At 68.2% G+C, this 782-nt stretch carries 2 protein-coding genes; both read left to right on the forward strand.

Going from position 1 to position 782, the window contains the following annotated elements:
• The coding region (locus KUM32_RS40060; protein WP_217146636.1) for a zinc-binding dehydrogenase at nucleotides 1-504 on the forward strand (504 nt) is incomplete at its 5' end.
• A 35-nt stretch (nucleotides 505-539) separates the two neighbouring features.
• On the forward strand, nucleotides 540-782 hold a 243-nt coding region (locus KUM32_RS40065; RefSeq protein ID WP_254406761.1), incomplete at its 3' end, for a methylmalonyl-CoA mutase family protein.

A 782-nucleotide genomic window follows, 5' to 3' on the forward strand; every position in this document is an offset into this window, starting at 1 on the left:
GAAGGCTACCGGTTCTGGAAGGACGAGCACGCCCAGGACCCGCGCGAGTGGAAGCGGTTCGGCAAGCGCATCCGCGAGCTGACCGACGGCGAGGACGTGGACATCGTCTTCGAGCACCCGGGGCGCGAGACGTTCGGCGCCTCCGTCTACGTCACCCGCAAGGGCGGCACCATCGTCACCTGCGCCTCGACGTCCGGCTACACGCACGAGTACGACAACCGGTACCTGTGGATGTCGCTGAAGAAGATCGTCGGCTCGCACTTCGCCAACTACCGCGAGGCGTGGGAGGCGAACCGGCTGATCGCCAAGGGCAAGATCCACCCCACGCTGTCCAAGACCTACCGCCTGGACGAGACCGGCCAGGCCGCCTACGACGTGCACCGCAACCTCCACCAGGGCAAGGTCGGCGTCCTCGCCCTCGCCCCCGAGGAGGGCCTCGGCGTCCGCAACGAGGAACTGCGCGCCCAGCACATCGACGCGATCAACCGCTTCCGCGACGCATAAGCGAACGGACGGACGGACACTGAGGTACCACACACATGACTGAGCGTCACAAGGACCGTCCGTGGCTGATGCGGACGTACGCCGGACACTCCACCGCCGAGGCGTCCAACGCCCTGTACCGGCGCAATCTCGCCAAGGGCCAGACCGGCCTGTCGGTCGCGTTCGACCTGCCGACGCAGACCGGTTACGACCCCGACCACGTCCTGGCCCGCGGCGAGGTCGGCCGGGTCGGGGTGCCCGTCTCCCATCTGGGGGACATGCGGCGACTGTTCCAGGAC

The organism is Streptomyces sp. AC627_RSS907, assembly GCF_019049165.1.